The sequence below is a fragment of the Arthrobacter sp. 05T410 genome (assembly GCF_056396505.1).
This window is the reverse complement of sequence record NZ_JBFTLP010000047.1, coordinates 1-1,115: the sequence shown is the minus strand read 5'-3', so window position 1 is coordinate 1,115 and position 1,115 is coordinate 1. Positions and strand designations below refer to the sequence as shown.

General features: G+C 67.2%; 1 protein-coding gene. It reads left to right on the top strand.

The genetic code is table 11. From position 1 onward, the window contains the following. Window positions 1–9: 9 nt before the first annotated feature. On the top strand, window positions 10–1,115 hold a 1,106-nt coding region (gene manD, locus AC1DFR_RS22315), incomplete at its 3' end, for a D-mannonate dehydratase ManD (protein WP_476874501.1).

Genomic DNA, 1,115 nt, shown 5'->3' with positions numbered 1-1,115 from the left:
GGACCTGTTGTGAAAATCATTGCCGCTGAAGTGTTCGTCACCAGCCCCTCCCGGAACTTCGTGACCCTGCGGATCACCACCGAGGACGGCGTGACCGGGATCGGGGACGCGACCCTGAACGGGCGCGAGCTCGCCGTGGCCGCCTATTTGAAGGAGCACGTCGCGCAGCTGCTGATCGGCAAGGACCCGCACCGGATCGAGGACACCTGGCAGTTCCTGTACCGGTCCTCGTACTGGCGCCGCGGCCCGGTCACGATGGCCGCGATCGCCGCGGTGGACATGGCGCTGTGGGACATCAAGGGCAAGCTCGCCGGGATGCCGGTCTACCAGCTCCTGGGCGGGGCGTCCCGGAACGGGCTGCGCGCCTACGGGCACGCCTCCGGCGCGGACCTGCCGTCCCTGTTCGATTCGGTCCGTGAGCACCTGGARCTGGGCTACAAGTCGATCCGGATCCAGACCGCGGTGCCCGGGATCAAGGCCGTCTACGGCGTCGCGGCCCAGGCCCAGGCCTCSGGGGARCGCTACGACTACGAACCGGCCGGGCGCGGCGCGTTCCCGCAGGAAGAGGACTGGGACACCCGCGCCTACCTCCGCCACCTGCCCACCGTGTTCGAGGCGGTGCGCAACGAGTTCGGCCCGGAACTCCCGYTGCTGCACGACGGGCAYCACCGGATGACCCCGATCCAGGCCGCGAAGCTGGGCAASGCSCTCGAACCCTACGACCTGTTCTGGCTCGAGGACTGCACCCCGGCCGAAAACCAGGAGGCCCTGCGCCTGGTCCGGGCGCACACCACCACCCCGCTGGCGATCGGGGAAATCTTCAACACCGTCTACGACTACCAGGCCCTGATCAAGGAACAGCTGATCGACTACGTGCGGGCAGCCTCCACCCACTTCGGCGGGATCAGCCCGCTGAAGAAGGTGATGGACTACGCCGCGCAGTACCAGATCAAGTCCGGCTTCCACGGCCCCACCGACATCTCCCCGGTCGGGTTCGCCGCGCAGCTGCACGTGGGCCTGGCGATCCACAACTACGGCATCCAGGAATACATGCAGCACTCGGATGCGACCAACGAGGTCTTCGAACAATCCATGACCTTCGTCGACGGCTACCT